Annotated in this window: 17 protein-coding genes; 6 read left to right on the plus strand and 11 right to left on the minus strand. The window is 67.8% G+C overall.

Going from position 1 to position 17,102, the window contains the following annotated elements:
* Positions 1-43: 43 nt before the first annotated feature.
* From HF886_RS21385 to HF886_RS09800, 4 genes are all read right to left on the minus strand, one after another.
* On the minus strand, positions 44-1,921 hold the full coding sequence (locus HF886_RS21385; RefSeq protein ID WP_169652173.1) for an SEC-C domain-containing protein: 1,878 nt from the start codon (positions 1,919-1,921) through the stop codon (positions 44-46).
* 93 nt (positions 1,922-2,014) lie between these two features.
* Positions 2,015-2,809: a pirin-like bicupin family protein gene (locus tag HF886_RS09790; RefSeq protein WP_169652174.1), complete on the minus strand. Its 795-nt coding sequence runs from the start codon at positions 2,807-2,809 to the stop codon at positions 2,015-2,017.
* A complete protein-coding gene (locus HF886_RS09795; protein ID WP_169652175.1) occupies positions 2,806-3,834 on the minus strand; it encodes a pirin family protein in 1,029 nt (342 codons plus the stop codon). The genes HF886_RS09790 and HF886_RS09795 overlap by 4 nt, the downstream gene beginning before the upstream one ends.
* A gap of 55 nt (positions 3,835-3,889) precedes the next feature.
* Entirely contained in the window at positions 3,890-4,396 is a 507-nt protein-coding gene (locus tag HF886_RS09800; protein ID WP_169652176.1) for a VOC family protein, read from the minus strand.
* A gap of 112 nt (positions 4,397-4,508) precedes the next feature.
* Between HF886_RS09800 and HF886_RS09805 the strand changes: the two genes are divergently transcribed.
* Positions 4,509-4,976, plus strand: coding sequence for a MarR family transcriptional regulator (locus HF886_RS09805; RefSeq protein WP_169621763.1), 468 nt, complete (start codon positions 4,509-4,511; stop codon positions 4,974-4,976).
* Between the two features lie 67 nt (positions 4,977-5,043).
* Entirely contained in the window at positions 5,044-5,484 is a 441-nt protein-coding gene (locus HF886_RS09810) for an acyl-CoA thioesterase (RefSeq protein ID WP_169621762.1), read from the plus strand.
* 15 nt (positions 5,485-5,499) lie between these two features.
* On the opposite strand, the gene HF886_RS09815 is transcribed toward HF886_RS09810, so the two are convergent.
* From HF886_RS09815 to HF886_RS09830, 4 genes are all read right to left on the minus strand, one after another.
* Entirely contained in the window at positions 5,500-6,228 is a 729-nt protein-coding gene (locus HF886_RS09815) for a GNAT family N-acetyltransferase (protein ID WP_169652177.1), read from the minus strand.
* A gap of 49 nt (positions 6,229-6,277) precedes the next feature.
* On the minus strand, positions 6,278-6,652 hold the full coding sequence (locus tag HF886_RS09820; protein ID WP_169652178.1) for a VOC family protein: 375 nt from the start codon (positions 6,650-6,652) through the stop codon (positions 6,278-6,280).
* A gap of 221 nt (positions 6,653-6,873) precedes the next feature.
* Positions 6,874-7,905, minus strand: a complete 1,032-nt coding sequence (locus tag HF886_RS09825) for an Rv2578c family radical SAM protein (RefSeq protein ID WP_169652179.1) — start codon at positions 7,903-7,905, stop codon at positions 6,874-6,876.
* A gap of 70 nt (positions 7,906-7,975) precedes the next feature.
* A complete protein-coding gene (locus HF886_RS09830) occupies positions 7,976-8,398 on the minus strand; it encodes a hypothetical protein (RefSeq protein ID WP_169652180.1) in 423 nt (140 codons plus the stop codon).
* Between the two features lie 201 nt (positions 8,399-8,599).
* Between HF886_RS09830 and HF886_RS09835 the strand changes: the two genes are divergently transcribed.
* The 4 genes from HF886_RS09835 to HF886_RS09850 all read left to right on the plus strand — a co-directional run bounded on the left by HF886_RS09835 (position 8,600) and on the right by HF886_RS09850 (position 14,258).
* A complete protein-coding gene (locus HF886_RS09835) occupies positions 8,600-9,910 on the plus strand; it encodes a lactate 2-monooxygenase (protein WP_346765338.1) in 1,311 nt (436 codons plus the stop codon).
* Positions 9,911-10,032: 122 nt separating this feature from the next.
* Positions 10,033-10,368, plus strand: a complete 336-nt coding sequence (locus HF886_RS09840) for a type VII secretion target (RefSeq protein ID WP_169621757.1) — start codon at positions 10,033-10,035, stop codon at positions 10,366-10,368.
* Complete coding sequence (locus tag HF886_RS09845) at positions 10,365-11,597, plus strand: hypothetical protein (RefSeq protein ID WP_346765339.1); 1,233 nt, start codon at positions 10,365-10,367, stop codon at positions 11,595-11,597. The genes HF886_RS09840 and HF886_RS09845 overlap by 4 nt, the downstream gene beginning before the upstream one ends.
* Before the next feature lie 81 nt (positions 11,598-11,678).
* Positions 11,679-14,258, plus strand: coding sequence for a carboxylate--amine ligase/circularly permuted type 2 ATP-grasp protein (locus HF886_RS09850; protein WP_346765340.1), 2,580 nt, complete (start codon positions 11,679-11,681; stop codon positions 14,256-14,258).
* A gap of 47 nt (positions 14,259-14,305) precedes the next feature.
* Here HF886_RS09850 and HF886_RS09855 read toward each other — a convergent pair whose 3' ends face one another.
* Genes HF886_RS09855 through HF886_RS09865 form a run of 3 tightly spaced genes read right to left on the minus strand, consistent with a single transcriptional unit; the run spans position 14,306 to position 16,977 of the window.
* Entirely contained in the window at positions 14,306-14,917 is a 612-nt protein-coding gene (locus HF886_RS09855; RefSeq protein WP_169652181.1) for a hypothetical protein, read from the minus strand.
* A 49-nt stretch (positions 14,918-14,966) separates the two neighbouring features.
* Positions 14,967-16,241, minus strand: coding sequence for a histidine--tRNA ligase (hisS, locus tag HF886_RS09860; RefSeq protein WP_169621755.1), 1,275 nt, complete (start codon positions 16,239-16,241; stop codon positions 14,967-14,969).
* Between the two features lie 52 nt (positions 16,242-16,293).
* Entirely contained in the window at positions 16,294-16,977 is a 684-nt protein-coding gene (locus tag HF886_RS09865) for an MBL fold metallo-hydrolase (RefSeq protein ID WP_296549510.1), read from the minus strand.
* Positions 16,978-17,102: the final 125 nt, after the last annotated feature.

Raw genomic sequence — 17,102 nt, forward strand, 5'->3', positions numbered from 1 at the left:
CGAAGACCCTGTCACTCGGACGTCCTGTCGCTCGGACGTCCTGTCACTCGGACGTCAAGGCCCGGACGAGATCGGAAGGAGCCGGTTCGGGACGCTCGAGAATATCGAGTACGAACTCGCGACGCTGCTCGGGCACGACGTGCACGCCGCCGTAGTTGTGTAGTTCCGAGTCCACCGGCAGGAGCCGGAGCGCGACCGTGGCACCGTCGAGGACGGCGGAGACCGTGCGGTCCCGGACGTCGGACACGGTGCCGGTCCGCACGTTCCGGACGGTGAGTCCTTCTCCCGGATCGGTCGCCTCGACCACGAACCCGTCGAGGGACGCTCCCCTCCATCGCAGTGCGAGCTCACCTTCGTCGACCGGGAGCAGCGCCGACCAGTTGTCGACGAACTCGTCGAACGCCCCCGCATCGAACAGCGCGACATCGGCGACGAGCCGATCCACCGAGGACTCGCCCACGTGTGTCCCCGCTGCGACGTCGAGTTCCGCACGCACTCCGGTCCACCGCGGTTCGTCGAGGACCACGCTCGCCTTCGCATACAGCCACACCGCACGGTCGCTCAGTGATGCGTCGGATCGTCCCAGATGGCACACCTTGTACTTGCGTCCCGATCCGCACCAGCACCTGTCGTTGCGCCCCAGCTCCGGATGTTCGACCGGCTCGAAACGACGAAGGAACGGATACATGCCGTGGGATGTGCCCCCGGTGGCCCGTTCGAGCAGGCGAAGACCGCGTGCCGCATCACCTCGCATCGCAGCGATCGTGGCGAGGTCTTCGAGCGCAGGTTCCCAGTCCGGGCTCTCTGCCAGGGCGAGCTGGTAGCGGTGTTCGGCCTCGTCCACGTCACCGCCCACCTGGGCGGCCCGGCCGGCGATCCAGAGGGCACTCGCACGCGTCCGGCGCGGTCCTCGCCGCAGCACCTGTTCGGCGGCCGCGGCCACCACCACCGGATCGAACCCGAGCCGCCCGAGCGCTTCGTCCACGCACACCCGGGCAACACGCGCGTCGGCGAGACCCGCGAAGTCGTCGGGCTCCGCGAAATGCGAGTCGAGGGTGGTGGTGCTGTCGCTGCCGACGGCAAGCGATCCCGCAAGGGCGAGGAATGCCATGGCGCCCCGTGCGGACCGGGTGTCGAGATCGAAGGCACGGGAGAAGGAGTCGGTGGCTACTTCGACCAGGTATCCGCCTGTCGGTGCCGAAGTGACGGTGCCGGACCGCACCAGCCGGAATCCGTCCCGCACGAGTCCGGCCCCCTCGAGTTGCTCGCTCAGGGGCAGGCACGCGTCCCGGGCCAGATCCTTGTCGTCGGCGAGGGCGACGAACAGATCGGTGTCGGGGTACAGCGCGTCCTCAGGGTCCGACAACCGGGCGGCGCGATCGGCCAGCCACCCGCCCAGACTCCCGCGACCGGCATTCTGGTCGGGATACAGGTCGACGACGAGTTCCCCACCGACGCAGGTCACCGCGATCAGGTCACCGAGAGTGGTGTCGGAGAGAAAGCCTTCCGGGAAGAGCAACACCCCGAGACGGGCCCAGGCCACGCCCGGCAACCCCCGTGCTCCGAACGATTCCTCGCCCGGCATCACGACACGCATCGCCGGGTCCGCGCTCGGCAGGCAGACCGGGATCATCACGTCGAACAGTTCTATCGCGTCTGCCGAGATCTCCCCGGCCGTGAGGCGGTGCGTCCAGATGCGTCCCTCGAGCAGGTTGCGCGGCAAGACGAACCGGCCGTCGCTCAAGTGCATGATTCGCGGGTCGTCGAACGCGTCGCCCAGTTCGAGGGCTGTTTCGAGCGTGCAGACGTCGCCGAAACCACGATCCGACAGCGCCGCGGCCATTTCGTCGACGGTGAGCGGCCATCGTTCGTCGAGTATCGCGACGGCAGCGGCGACAGGGTCGGTTGACGGTTCGTTCACCACACGATCCTACGGCCCCGTCTCGGACGATCGACGTCCTCTGCTGTGGCGGTGTGCCCGTCTCGTGGCGACTCGGGAAAGCCGCCACCCCGGTCATGCTGCGGGGCTGCCGAGGGCCGCGTGCATTTCCCACACGATGATTTCGGCACCGGACCGGGTGGTCACCTGCTGCCCTCCCCCACCGCTGATGCGCACGGCGTCGCCGGCTGCCAGCGGACCGACACCTTCGAGCGCCGCTTCACCGCGGGCGACGAAGACATGCAGGTACGGTGCGTCCGGCAGTCCGATCGGCTGCCCGGGCCGGACCCGGGACACGTGCATCGCCGCGTACTTGTTCTTGATGCGGATCGCGGAATGGTCGGCGTACTTCGTCATGCCGGACGCCACCGGTACGAGACCCCCGGACAGCAGTTCGTGGTCGATCTCGAGTTGTTCGTAACCGGGAGTGATGCCCGCTTCGTCGGGCAGCACCCACATCTGGACGAAGTGCACCGGATCGTCGTGCCGGTCGGCGTGAATGCCGCTCGCCCCGTCGAAACGCCACGCATCGTTCTTCTCGGAGTGGAGGATTCCTGTCCCCGCACTCATCCGCTGAGCCAAGCCCGGGTAGAGCACACCGGAGTGCCCGGCCGAGTCCTGGTGGACCAGCGACCCTTCCAGGACCCACGTGACGATCTCCATGTCCTGGTGCGGATGCGTGTCGAATCCCTGTCCGGCCGAGACGATGTCGTCGTTGTTGACCATCAGCACCCCGTGGTGGGTGTTGGCGGGATCGTAGTGGTGCCCGAACGAAAACGAATGACGCGAATCGAGCCACCCGATCGTGGTCTTGTCGCGCTCGTCCGCGCGCCGAACGTCGAGCCGGATGTCGTGGGCTGCGGTACTCATCGGTTCTCTTCCCGGGGTCGGTAGTGCGCGTCTGCGGTCGGCGGGTTGCGACGCGGTCGGATACGAGCGTGGGGCAACTGCGGAGCAGGCAGGCGCGCCACCTCGCCCGCGTAGCCGTCCACCCGGCCGAAGCGGTCGGATTCCCGTTCCCATTCTTCGCGGAAGGCGGCGATCTCGTCGTGGTCTCGACCGACGAAATTCCACCACATCACGATCTCTTCGCCGAACGGGGTTCCGCCCAGCAGCACCAGGCGCGCGGGGCTGTCGCCGGGGTTCACCACCGACAGCGAGGACACGCCGGTTCCGACATAGCCGAGCACACCGCGGGACAACCGCGTGTCGAACAACTCGACAGCTCCGGTGTCGACCAGCAGTCCGTGTTCGAACGCGGGATCGATCTCGACCGTGACGCTCGCGCCTGGTTCGACGACGATCTCGGCACCGAGCAGCGGCGTGAACGTGGTGACGGGCGAGGACGACCCGGCCAGGGTCCCGAGAAACACCCGCGCCCTCCCGCCGCCGAGATCGATGGCCGGCGGGACGTAGTGCTGGAAGTCGCGGGCAGCATCCCGGGCACCGTCCGGCAGCGCCACCCACAGTTGCACGCCGTGCAGCGTGGTCGTGCCGGCCGTCGATACTTCCGAGTGGCAGATGCCGTGCCCGCCGGTCATGAGATTGACCTCCCCGGGACGGACGAGTGCGTGCACACCGTGACTGTCACGGTGCTCTATTTCCCCGGTGAACAGCCACGACACGGTCTGCAAGCCGGTGTGCGGATGGGGTGCGACATCCATGCCGCCGGTCGCGGCCACATCGTCGGGACCGTAGTGGTCGACGAAGCACCATGCGCCGATGAGTGAGCGCTGCCGCTGCGGCAGAGTGCGGCGCACGGGCATGGCTCGTGGACCACCGAGAGGCACGTCGCGCGCGCTGATGATCTCCACGCGTGGGTGCCGCGCGGCGCCGACCGCGCGATCCTCGGTGCAACACCGGATCTCGGTGGGATCTGCCTCTGTGTTGCTCATGGATTCGGTGCCTCCGATCGAGGGACGGACGTAGGGATCGCGGGAGCGGATCGGGTCAGAGCACGTCGGATCCGTACATCTCGCCGAGTGGATCGGCGATCAGTTCGAGTCGTGCTCCGTCGGGGTCCCGGAAGTAGAGCGACACCTCGTTGTGTTCGAGCAGGTCCACACCCGCGTCGACCAGCTTGTCTCGCAGGCGATTCCATCGCACGGGTTCCACACTGATCGCGACGTGGTGCAGCCCCCCGAGGACCTCGCGATACGGCCCGAGGTCGAGGCCGGGAAAGTCGAAGAACGCCAGGAGATTCCGGTCTCCGATGTCGAAGAAGAAATGCGAGGATCCGGCGTAGTCGCGGTTCTCGATCACCTCGGTGAGCGGAAACTCGAGCAACCCCTGATAGAACTCGACGGTGCGTTCCACATCGCTGCTCACGAGCGCCGTGTGGTGAAGTCCCCGCGCCGAGGACGCCGGGCGGGTAGCCGGGGGCGCCAGATATCGGGCGCGGATCCGCTCGCGCTGCTGCTCGAACCGGTCGGCCGAGCCGGTGCGGTCGTCGGTCATCGCGGCCTCCTCCGTCCACCGGCGATCGTACGCCGGACCGATGTAGTTGATTGCTCAACCAGAGTTGCACACGGTTCGTTGCACAGTCAACTACTTCGGATATAGTGCACATATGGCGACGACGTGGCTGGACGACGAGGAACAAGCATTGTGGCGGTCCTACCTGGACGTCACTCGCATGCTGTTCAAAGAACTCGACAAGCAACTTCTCCGCGACGCCGGAATCTCCTCCGCCGACTTCGAAATCCTGGTGCTCCTGTCCGAAGCACCCGACAGGCGCATGCGCATGAGCGATCTCGCGGAGGCGAGCACGACCACCCGCAGCGGAATCACGCGGGCGATCGCACGGATGGAGAAAGCCGGGTGGGTCAGCCGAGTGGAATGCGAGTCCGACAAACGCGGCGCCTGGGCCGAGTTGACGGACAAGGGTTCGTCGACCCTCACGGACGCGAGTCCGGAGCACGTCGCCACAGTGCGGGCTGCGATGTTCGACGTACTCGATCCGCAGGAGGTGGCCGTGATGGGTGAGGCGTTCGCGAAGGTGCGCACTCGTCTGGCCGAACGGCGCCGACTCGCCTGACACCCCGTCGCCGCGGGCCGCTAGGTTGTGTAGCGCCACAGACTCGACACCCGAAGGCGGTTCCCCGATGCGCCACGACCCGCGCCGCACCTCGCTCGATCTCTATCCCATCCAGCGAACGATCACGACGCTGTTCAGCGACACCGACGCGCTCGGGCACATCAACAACATTTCGATCGCGCGCTACTTCGAACAAGCCCGGGTCATGATCATGGAAGCGATCGCGCCGGCACACGGAAGCCCACTGTTCGAGCGTGCAGTACTCGCGCGGGTGGAGATCGACTATCTTTCCGAGGTCTTCTATCCCCACGAGGTCGTCATCGCGACAGGGATACTGCGCGTCGGCACGTCCTCGCTCACGGTGGGCTCGGCGCTGTTCCAGCAGGGCCGGTGCGTCGCCCTGGCCGATTCGATCGATGTGAGCACCGCACTCGGTGGCGGCCCGCGCCCGATCACCGACGACGCACGTGCCGTCCTCGACAAGTTCCTGCTCGACCTCCCCGCCTGAACGGACTGCCGAGCCTCAACTCCCGTGGTGTGCGGCGAGCGGGTCCGCCCACTGCACGACCGGACCTTCCACCGCGTTTCTCAGCGCCGACGTCTCGGGATCGTCACCGATCGTGCCCTCGTTCGCCAGCAGGTTCTTCTCCAGGAAGCACCGGACCGGCGCGGCATCGAGACCGTCGCCGCGCCGGGACCGATCGTCGATGGCGAACGCCAAAAGCAGGAGATGCGGCACCCGCACGTCCTCCGGCCGCAACCGCGGCTGGAAGTAGGGCACGTCGAGCACGCGTGCCCCCTCGTTCACGTAGAACGCGAGCCTCCGGCCCGGATCCCCGAACCCTCTGTCGCGGTGATGGCGCGGATCTTCCGCTTCTCCGAGGATGAGCAGCGGATCGTATCGCCGTAGCCACTCTTGCCTCACGGCCCGGAGCACCGCCCGGCCTATCCCACCGCCGCGGCGCCCCGGGTGCGTTGCGAGATACACCGTCAAGAGCACTCTGCATTCCGGAAACCACTGTCCGACAGCGCCCCCCACGACAAATCCGTCGTCGCTGACAGCTACGGAGGCGCACATCGTCCCCGCAGGGTCGGCAAGGGCGGCAGCGAGCGCATCGGGTGAGAGCAGTTCCTCGTCCGGAAACGACGGCGTGAGAACATCGTCGTAGAACTCGTCGAGCATGTCTGCCGGAAGATCCCCGATATCGACGATCCTGATCGGGAGCCCACCCGCCACATTCGCTTCGGTCATCACACTCTCCGTTTCGGACAGATCGCCGACTCGACATCCTCCCCTGACGTTACAGATACGGACGGGTTATCATCTCGATGGCGTGCCCGGACGGGTCGAAAAAATACACCCCTCGCCCACCGTGCCCGGAGTTGCATTCACCCGGCCGGGTCATCTGCGGATCGGCCCAGTGGTCGATGCGGCCCGCGGTCAGTCGCGCGTAGGCACGGTCGAACAGGTCGTCGTCGACGAGAAAGGCATAGTGCTGCATCTGGATGTCCACCGGCGGTTCCGCGAACTGCAGCAGAACGCCGTCGTCGAGCACGAGGTTCGTGAACACACCCCAGGACGGGGCTTCCCCGAGTTCGAGCAGTTCGCGGAAGAAGTCGGCCGATCGGTTCCGATCCTTCGACGCAATGATGGTGTGGTTGAACGTAGCCGGCATGAAGAGACCTCGCTTTCTGTTCGTGGAGTAGTGGCTGCGGTACTCACGAAAGCGAGGCGGTCCTCGAACTGTGGTGTCACGACGCCGTGTCGGCGCCTGTGCGGAGATCAGAACTCCACCGGATCACCAATCCGTGTGTGGCATGATGCCGGCCCGGTGTTCACCGGCCCGAGGCTACACCGCAATGCTCCGGCGGACAACGCTTTCCGGCCGGGAGAAAGTCAGAACAGGGTCGGCGCGACGACCGTGCCGGCGTCTTCCCTACCCCGCTCGGAAGACACCGGCGGAATCTCCCGATGCTCGAGTTTCCGGCCGCCGAGTCCGTAACGCTCGACCAGTGGGGCAACCCGGTCGTCGAGCCAGCGCGAGTATTCCGGAGACACGTAGGCACCGCGCCCGTAGAGCGCGCGATAACGCCGCATCAGCGCAGGATGTTCCTGCCCGAGCCACGACAGGAACCATCCGCGGGTGGCACCGCGAAGATGCATCGGGATCACCGTCGTGGAGGACGCGCCGGCAGCGGCGAGGGCTGCGAAGAGTTCGTCGAGGTGGCGGCTCGAATCCGTGAGGAACGGGATGACCGGAGCAACCATCACGTGACACGACAACCCGGTGTCGGTGATGGCGCGAATCATGTCCAGACGCGCCCTGGGCGACGGGGTGCCCGGCTCGATCTGCTGCTGCAGGTCGTGGTCGCCGATCGGCAGAGACACCGCGAGCCGGACATCGACCTGCCGGGCAGCGAGTGTCAGCAACGGCAGGTCGCGGCGCAGGAGGGTGCCCTTGGTGAGTATCGAGAAGGGTGTGCCGGATTCGGCGAGGGCACGAATGACCCCGGGCATGAGCCGGTATCGCCCCTCCGCCCGCTGATAGGGATCGGTGTTGGTGCCGAGTGCGACGTGCTCGCGGGTCCACGACCGGCGCGCGAGTTCCCGTCGCAGCACAGCGGCCACGTTGGTCTTGACGACCAGCTGACTGTCGAAGTCGTGGCCGGCGTCGAGATCGAGATACTCGTGCGTGGGCCGGGCGAAACAGTACCGGCACGCATGGCTGCACCCTCGGAAGGTGTTGACCGTGTACCGGAAGGGCAGTTTCGATGCCTCGGGGGTCTTGTTGAGCGCGCTCTTGCAGAGCACCTCGTGGAACGTGATTCCTTCGAACTCGGGGGTCTGCACGCTGCGTACGAGACCCGCCCGATCCAGTCCGGGCAGGGCTCCGTCGTCCGCATCCACTGTCTGAGCCGCCCACCGCATACAGACAGTCGAACATGTGTGCGATGACCTGTCAATCGAGAATCTACGACGAGATGGGTCGCCCGATCACCTACGGCACGGAGAAGGTGGCAAAACCGGGGGTCGTGGTCGTGCCGACTGTCGACCTGAGTGTGAGAACAACCTGCCCACTGCCGGTGTTCAGAGTGGTTTTCGGCGGGAACCCGTTCAGCCCGTCCGACAGCCACGCGGTGCCCGAGGCGCCGGTCGACAGGTTCAGCCACGTCACCTCCGAGCCGATGATGCAGCCCCACCCGTCCTGCTTCCCGCCGGAGATGGTGACGATACCGGGGCGATCCTCGAGCACGGCCACGCATCTGGACGGCGGTACGTCGAAGCTCCCGTTCGGGTTTCCGAACGATGCGGGGTCGATCTGGAACGGGACGGTCGCTGCCGCAGAGGCGATCCCCGCCGTCGCGGAAGCAGAGATGCCGAGTGCGATCGTGCAGGCACCGAGAGCACGCAAGAGGTTCATGGGATTCCTGGGGTCGGTGAGTCCGGAGAGATCCTGCGAAGCATATGCGCCGACGACGGTGAACGGCTGGGTTTCGTTGCCGCGACGGCGGTCGTCGTGGGTCCTGTGCCGCGTTACCGGAAGTCCCCGGCGTAGTAGTGTCCTGTTCCGCCGTTCTGCGGAAGGATCGGTGCACTTGTGCGCCCGAGCAAAGGGGAACTCGTGAGCGAAACCACCGTGCCTGTGACCGCCGCCGGTCCCGGCCGAGACCGCCAAGGCGTTGTCTACCGCAGCGGAGCGCTGGGGCGCCGGCCCGCAGTGCCGACCGCGTTCGGCGATCTCGAACGCGCCGCGCGGCGCGCCAGCTCGACGCGGGCCTGGGCGTATGTCGCCGGCGGCGCCGGCGAGGGGCGCACGATGCGCAACAACCGGCGCGCGTTCGACCGGTGGGCGATTGTTCCGCGGATGGCACACGGTGTCACCGAGCGTGACCTGAGTACGACGGTGGCGGGCACGTCGTTGTCGTCGCCGCTGTTGCTTGCCCCCGTGGGCGCCGGCGCGCTGATGGCCCGCGACAGCGACCTGTCGATCGCGCGGGCAGCGGCGTCGACCGGCGTGCCGTACATCTTCTCCAATCAGGGCTGTAACCCGATGGAGGACTGCGCCGCCGCGATGGGCTCGGCGTCCCGCTGGTTCCAGCTCTACTGGAGTTCGGACGAGGACCTCGTCGACAGCCTGCTCCGTCGGGCGGAGGCGAGCGGTGCCGAAGCCGTCGTCGTCACGCTGGACACCACGATGCTGGGATGGCGTCCCCAGGATCTGAATCTCGGTTCGCTGCCGTTCGCGCGGGGCGAAGGCATCGCCCAGTACACCTCGGATCCGCGCTTCCTCGACATCGTCCGGCAGCGGGTGGCCGCAGCGCGGGACTTCGTCACGGAACGGCCGGACATCACAGCGGGAGCGGTCCGCACGCTGATGTCGATGACCCGCAACTATCCGGGCAGGTTTCTCGACAACCTTCGCTCCCCGATGCCCCGCGCAGCCGCGGAAACCTTCCTCGACATCTACTCGAATCCGGGCTCGAGCTGGGAGCACCTCGCTACCCTCCGCGACCGGACGAGCCTGCCGATCGTGCTCAAAGGAATTCTGCACCCCGACGATGCCCGCCGCGCCGTCGATCTGGGTGTCGACGCGATCGTGGTGTCGAACCACGGCGGGCGCCAGATCGACGGGTCCATCGCGTCGCTCGACGCGCTTCCCGAGATCCGGGCCGCGATCGGGCGTGAACCTACTCTGTTGCTCGACAGCGGTATTCGAAGCGGATCCGATGTGTTCGTCGCGCTCGCGCTCGGTGCGGACGCCGTGCTGCTCGGCCGGCCCTACATGTACGGATTGGCCGTCGCGGGACAGCGCGGGGTCGAAGAAGTGATCCGCAACGTGATCGCCGAGTTCGATCTCACCATGGCGCTCGCCGGGGCCCGGTCGATCCCCGACATCGACGAGCGGTTCGTTCGCCCCAATCCGTTGTTCTGACGGTCCGCGGCCGAGGACACACCGATCGGGATGCGCACGGCCGCCGACCGCCGGCTGTCACCTCGCCGACGCAGGTGCCTCGAGCTACAGTGCTCGGCACACTGATCTTCGAGGGGGGTTCGATGAGCGGTTTGTTTCCCGGTGCCGGAATCCGGGTGGTGCCAGAGGGAATCAGGGCATTCGGTACCACGAATCTGCACGCGGCCGAGAGTGTCGCGCACGCCGGGGCGATCGATCTGCACGCGAACATCGCGTCGCTCAGCCCGGCGTTGGGGTTGATCGGCGCCGAGTTCCTCGGCGTCTTCGGCGCAGCGCAGTCCGAGCACACCCGCGCCGTCGGGCAACTCGCTCTCGCGTACGGCTCCTGCGGGATCGCGGCGCACGAGGCCGCAGCCGGGTACGAGAGCGCCGATGTCACCACCGCAACAGCACTGTCGCAGGCAACGGGGGCACTGTGAACCAGGCCGTGCACACCGCTCTTCCGCCGGCGCCGACCGTTCTCGACGCACTCCGTGCATCTCCCGTCGGACCGGTGCTCGACGCGCCGCTCCCGGCGCTCACGTGCCCCACACCGCCGCCGCTGGGGGAGCTTCCCCCGTTGCCCGACGCGAATGCGATCACGGAACTGCTGCAGTCGCTTCCGGTTCCGGTCCTACCCGATCTCCACGAGTTCCTGCGGCCACTCACCGAACTCGGCTCGCTCTTCGGCACGGGAGTCGTCGAGGCACTCGATCCCTCGGCCGTGCTGCAGCAGGGGTCACGGCTCCTCGAGAACGCGACGGCGCTGGGACGCAGCGCACTTCACGCTCTTCCCGAATCGTGGGAGGGCTCGACCGCAGATTCTGCCGCCGATCACAGCCTCCGTGCCCGGCAGGCGAGCGTCGAACTCGCCGACCGCGGCGACCGGATCGGCGCCGTGACGCGCGCGGCGACCGCAAGTGTCGAGCGGGGAAACATCGAGTTGACCGGTATTGCAAGCTCTTTCGTGTCGATCGCGGTTGCGGCTGCCCCGGTGGCGATCACGCCGCCCGGCCAAGCGGCACTGATCGCCTCGGCAATCGAACACCTGCACGCCGCACTCGCCGTCGTCGCTCGAACCCGAGGTGAGCTCGCGGTACACACCGGGGCGATGACTGCGCTGACCACGCCCATCCCGGTGCCCGCGCCGGTGGCGACGGCGCTCACCGACCCGCGGGCGCTTTCCGGGCTCGCGACCGACACCGTCTCGACGGTCACCGGAACGGTCTCCAGCCTCGCCGGCTCCGCAGCGCCGGGTGGCGATGCCTCCACCACCCCCTCCGCATACGCACCGACAGTTCCCGCAGGGCACACCCTCCCGAATACCGTGCCGAGCGCCACTGCGAGCGGAGGTATGTCGTCCGCCTTTGCGGCGCCGGGCGCGGGTTACGGGGCCGCCGGGTCGAACCCCGTCTCCCTCCCCCCGGCTGTGCCGGGCGCGGCGATGGCACCGGGCACAGCGGGCGGAGCCGGTGCGGCGGGTATCGCAGGAACGACGGGACGTGGGTCGATGGCCGGGGCCCTCCCGTCGACCGCGGGCGCGCGTCAGGACGACGGCGAACACCGCACCACCCCCGGTTTCCTCGTCGCCGCGGCGACGAGCACCGACGTGGTGGGCGACTTGCCGCTGGTAACCCCGGCGGTCATCGGTGGCGACCACACCTGGTAGCCGCAGCCCACACAATGAGGCCCGAACCTGCGGTTCCGAAGGACGGCCGGGACCGAGGTCCTCTCGCGTACCGTCGTGAGAGTGGTCGATGTGCATCCGAGGCAGATCGGCGTCGAAGAGGAATTTCAGCTCATCGACGTGAGGACGCGACGTCTCGTTCCGCGCGCACCCGCACTGCTCGCCCGTCTGTCCGACGCGAGTTACGTCGCGGAGATGCAGCGGTGTGTCGTGGAAGCCAACAGCGCCGTCCATACCCGTCTCGCCGCGTTACGAGCCGACCTGCAGGCCAAGCGCGCGTTCCTCGTCTCCACCGCGGCGACGATGGGGCTGGGCGTGGTCGCAGCGGGATCGGTCCCGCTGGCTGTGCGGGAGGAGATCCGGGTGACCGAGACTCCCCGGTTCCGCCGCATGCTCACGGACTACCAACTGCTCGCACATGAACAGCTGATCTGCGGAACCCAGGTTCACGTCGAGATCTTCGACCGCGACGAAGCGATCCGGGTGGCACACCGGGTGACGCCTCATCTTCCGCTGTTCCTCGCGCTCAGCGCGAGCTCACCGTTCTGGCCGGACGGTTCGGACACCGGGTACTCGAGCGTCCGGCCGCTGATGTGGATCCGATGGCCCACCTCCGGGCCCGCGGCGCCGGTGTCGTCTGCCGCCGAGTACGACCGACTGGTCGCAGACCTGGTGTCGAGTGGGGTCATCACCGATCCCGGAATGGTCTATTTCGATGTGCGCCCCTCCTCGCATCTGCCCACCCTCGAACTGCGCGTGTGCGACAGTTGCCCGTCCGTGGACACCATCACGCTCGTCACCGGTCTCTACCGCGCCCTCGTCGACCGGGAAGTCGCAACGGTGCGAGCGGGAGACGCGAACCCGGTCCCGTCGCCGACGCTCGTACGGGCGGCGATGTGGCGAGCAGCGCGAAGCGGCATGGAGGGCGACCTCATCGATCTCGACGTGTCACTCCCCCGCCCCGCCGTCGACATTCTCACGCGGTTCGTCCACACAGTGCGGCCGCAACTCGAAGAGAACGGCGACTGGGACCTGGTGTCGCAGCTCGCATCGGACGCCGCCACGCGCGGAAGTTCGGCCGCCCGGCAGCGAAGAGTGTTGCGCCGCAGAGGAAAACTGACCGATGTCATTGATCATCTGCTCGCGGAAACCGCCGGCTGCCCCTCGTCGGCCGGGGCCGCGACGCACTCACCCCGCACCTTGTTCCACGGGTACCGGTCTTCCGGTGGCGATACGCCGTACGACGAAGCGATCGACGCCGACGGTGCGCCGCGAGCCGTCTACCTGCGCACGGTCGAGGCCTTGTCGCGGTTCGGCGCTGCGGCGCTGCAGAAGGTGCAGGAGGACATCGGACATACGCAGCGCGCGGAGAAGTTCACCTTCCGTGCGCGCGGTGCCGGAGGCCCCCAGCCGTTCCCCATGGACGTGGTGCCCCGGATCGTCACCGCCGAAGTGTGGCAGCACCTTCAACGCGCGCTCGAGCAGCGCGCGAGAGCCTTGAACAGCTTCCTCGTCGACATCTACGGGCGCGGAGAGATCGTCGCGGCGGGCGTGCTGCCACCGGAGGTTCTCGATCTCGCACGCGGTTACCGCAGTACCGGAAAGGTGTCGCAGGGACGCGCGGTGCGCGCACACATTTCCGCCGTGGACCTCGCCTGCACAGGACCGGGCCGCTTCGTTGTGCTCGGGGACCACCTCCGCAGTCCGTCGGGTACGGGACATGCGCTGGCACACCGTGCGATGACGCGGCGTTTCCTGGGCGATCTGTGGCCGGCGACCGGCGTTGTCGACGTCGAGACGGTTCCCTCGCAGATCGCACGAACGCTGCGGGACGCTGCGCCCCCGGCAGCGCGCGGCGACGTCACCGTTGCCGTCCTGAGCGCGGGAGCGCAGGACCCCAGCTGGTTCGAACACACGATGATCGCAGATCTCGCGGGAATCGAGCTCGTCCAGACCGCCGAACTGGTCGTGCGCGACGACGTCACCTACATCCAGCGCGGGCCGTCCTTCACGCGGGTGGATGTGCTGTACGCACGGATCGACGAGGACAGGTTGCTGTCGTCGGCCGGCTACGACGGGCGTCCGCTGGGACCGGGACTGCTCGCGGCGATGCGCGACGGGACCCTCACGCTGGCCAACGCGCTCGGCAGCGGCGTGGCCGAGGACAAGTCCGTCTTCGGCTACGTGCCCGCGATGATCGAGTACTACCTGGGACAGCGTCCGCTGCTCGACCAGGTGTCCACATGGGCGTGTGCGGACCGTGCGCACCGCGACCATGTTCTCGCCCACCTCGGCGAACTGGTGGTCGAACCCGTCGACAGCAGCGACGACGCGGAGATCATGATCGGTCCGGAGGCCGGTGCCGCCGAACTCGACCTCCGCCGCCACGAGGTGATGTCGTTTCCGGAACGGTTCGTGGCCCACGAAATGGTGCCGTCGTCGACGCATCCGACGTTCGACGGCGAGACGGTGCATCCCCGTGCGGTCGATCTCCGTGCGTTCGTGCACCTCGTCACGTCCGGGTCCTCGGTGTCCGCCGAAGTCGCACCGGCGCTGCTCACCCGCGTCGCGCCGACGGGGAGCGCGATCGTCGACCGGACGCGGGTCGGCGGCACCAAGGACACCTGGATTCTCGAGCCCTGAAACCGCGCAACCGACCCGCACCCGGCGCGCGCCCTCCCCGGTACTGCTCACTCGATGAGCGAAGCCACTTCGTGATCGGTCAGGGTGGTCTGAGGAACCCGTCCCGCGTCCCGGGCGAGCACGATCGCCCGGTAGAGCGGCCGTTCGTCGAGGCCGGCGTCGCGTGCTTCGGCGCGGAGCTGTTCCACCAGAACCGACGAGATCGCCGCTGCCGGTGCGAGTTCGCTCGCTGCGAGCGCATTGGCGAGGGTGCGCAGTGCGAGCACGTCGAGTTCGCGCGCTCCCTCGCCGGCGTAGAGCGCCAGAGGAATCGTCACCAGGCTGTGGTTGCCGTCGTTGACCCGCAGCACCACCTGGGACACGCGGGCGACCCGGACGAGCAGTTCCACCCCCGCGAGCTGCCGAAGATCCACACTCCGGGAACGGAGCATGCCCGAGACGGTGACGACCGTGCCTTCGATCCGCAGATGGCGGTGGGTCGCGGCGAACGCGCCGATCGTCGGCGGAGCCGCGACCAGCACGCCCACCACGATCGCGGCCCACAACGGGGCGATGAGGTACACGAGCACACCCGCGAGGAGCCCGATTCCCAGCGCGGCCAGCGCGACCTTCCGAACACGTGGTCGCAGCAAGCGGGCCGGGATCAGGTCGAGAGACACCGCTGCGGGCGAACCGCCCCGGCCTCTCGCCGCCGAGCCGTCATGCCCGTTATCCGCCGGCAACGACCTGCCCCACGCGTGCGACGACATCGGCGAGCGGCACGGTGTGCTGTTCACCGTTGCGCAGATCCTTGACGACGATCTCCCCCGCTTCGAGTTCCCGCTCGCCGAGGACCAGCGCGACCACGGCGCCGGACTTGTCCGCCGCCTTCATCGCACCCTTGACGCCGCGTCCGCCGTACGCGAGATCGACGCGGATCCCGGCCGCGCGCAAGCGATGTGCGACCGGGACGAGTGCAGCCTTGGCCGCGTCCCCCATCGGCACCCCGTACACCTCGCAGCGCGCCGGGTTTCCGGCCGTCTTGCCCTCGGCTGCGAGGGCGAGGATCGTGCGGTCGACACCCAGCCCGAACCCGATGCCCGACAAGGCTTGCCCGCCGAGTTGTTCCATCAGTCCGTCGTACCGTCCACCGCCACCGATGCCCGACTGGGCGCCGAGGCCGTCGTGCACGAATTCGAACGTCGTCTTCGTGTAGTAGTCCAGTCCGCGCACCATCCGCGGGTTCACCACGTACGGGACGCCGAGCGCGTCGAGATGACCGAGCACCTCGTCGAAATGCGCCTTCGCACTGTCGGAGAGGTGATCGAGCATCAGCGGAGCGTCCGCGGTCATCGCTTTCACATCGGGACGCTTGTCGTCGAGCACCCGCAGCGGGTTGATCTCGGCGCGCCGTCGGGTGTCCTCGTCGAGAGGAAGGCCGAGCAGGAACTCCTGCAGCAGGTCCCGGTACCGGGGACGGCAGGTCTGGTCGCCGAGCGAGGTGATCTCGAGCCGGAATCCCTCGAGACCGAGGCTCCGGAATCCGGCGTCGGCGATCGCGATGACCTCGGCGTCGAGCGCCGGATCGTCCACACCGATCGCCTCGACGCCCACCTGCTGGAGCTGACGGTAGCGGCCTGCCTGCGGCCGTTCGTACCGGAAGAACGGACCCGCGTACGACAGCTTGACGGGCAGTTGCCCGCGGTCGAGGCCGTGCTCGATGACCGCACGCATCACGCCCGCAGTACCTTCCGGACGCAGCGTAACGGAGCGGTCACCGCGGTCGGCGAAGGTGTACATCTCCTTGGAGACGACGTCGGTCGACTCACCGACCCCCCGCGCGAACAGGCCGGTGTCCTCGAAGATCGGCAACTCGATGTGCCCGTAACCGGCGAGTCGCGCAGCTCGGGTCAAACCGTCGCGCACGGCGACGAACTCCGCGGACTGCGAGGGAACGTAATCGGGCACACCCTTGGGCGCCGAGAACGTAGAGGCCTTGCTCACTGGTACTGCTTTCTCTCGTGGGCGGTTCGATGGTGCCGGCAGCGCGAAGCCGTCAGCGGGACTGCGGGAGCCCGACCAGGAACTGGTTCGACGTACGCTCCTGGCCGATAGTGCTGGACCCGCCGTGTCCGGGCAGGATCGCGGTGGAGTCGTCGAGGACGAGCAGCTTGCGCGCGATCGAGTCCAGGAGCTGTTCGTGATTGCCACCGGGCAGATCGGTACGGCCGATCGAGCCCTGGAACAGGGTGTCGCCGGTGAGGGCTACCTGCAGGCCGGCACCGTCCGGGGTGCTGGTGCGGGTGCGGAGCACCACCGAGCCCTGGGTGTGGCCGGGCGTGTGGTCCACCACGAACTCGATGCCTGCGTGCTCGATCTCGTCGCCGTCGGCGAACTCGACCACTTCCTGCGGCTCGACGAACTCGACGCCGTCGAGGAAGGGCGCGAGGCTCGACCCCATGCCCTGCAGCGGGTCGGTGAGCATCATCCGGTCGCCGGGATGGATGTAGACGGGGATCTCGTACCGGTCCGCGACAGCCTGAGCCGACCACATGTGATCGAGATGGCCGTGCGTGAGCAACACGGCGCGCGGCGCGAGATCGGAGCCGATGAGGAATTCGCCCAACGGCTCGGCGGCATCCTGTCCGGGATCGACGACGACGCACTCCTTCGCGTTGTCCTGCGCGAGGATGTAGCAGTTGGTCTGGAACATCCCGGCAGGGAATCCGGTCACGAGCACGGGCATCGCTCCTACGAGTGTGGGCATTCGCGGTCCCCTACAGAGTAGGCGCAGCGCCCCGTCCTTTCGCTCTCAGGTTGGGGTGGCAAACTCGACTCGGCCCGAGAGCGCGGGCACACCATCGA

The organism is Rhodococcus sp. 105337, assembly GCF_012844225.1.
GTDB lineage: Bacteria > Actinomycetota > Actinomycetes > Mycobacteriales > Mycobacteriaceae > Rhodococcus.